We start from the raw sequence: 246 nt of genomic DNA, 5'->3' as shown, positions 1-246 counted from the left end.
GCGTGGAGACCATCCATGGAAACCGAAACTACCGGTGACGTTGACAAAGTCACCGAACAGCGCATGGCCGAACTGATCGGCTGCACTAAACGCTCACTGGAGCATCGGCGCTTGGATGGGAAGATCCCCGCAGGCGTCTGGATGAAGCACGGCGGCCGGATCATCTACAGCAAAAAGAGGTATGACGAATGGCTGGAAAGCCAATGGGTTTACCCCGTGGGGTCGAAATCTTCCGCAACTCCCTCC

1 pseudogene is annotated in these 246 nt (G+C 56.9%); it reads left to right on the top strand.

The features are described from left to right. Nucleotides 1–15 precede the first annotated feature (15 nt). A pseudogene (locus tag SB765_RS32645) lies at nt 16–246 on the top strand (hypothetical protein); the annotation flags it as partial.

Source organism: Pseudomonas sp. SIMBA_067 (genome assembly GCF_046534675.1).
Classification (GTDB): domain Bacteria; phylum Pseudomonadota; class Gammaproteobacteria; order Pseudomonadales; family Pseudomonadaceae; genus Aquipseudomonas; species Aquipseudomonas putida.
This window is presented reverse-complemented; position numbering and strand designations above follow the sequence as displayed.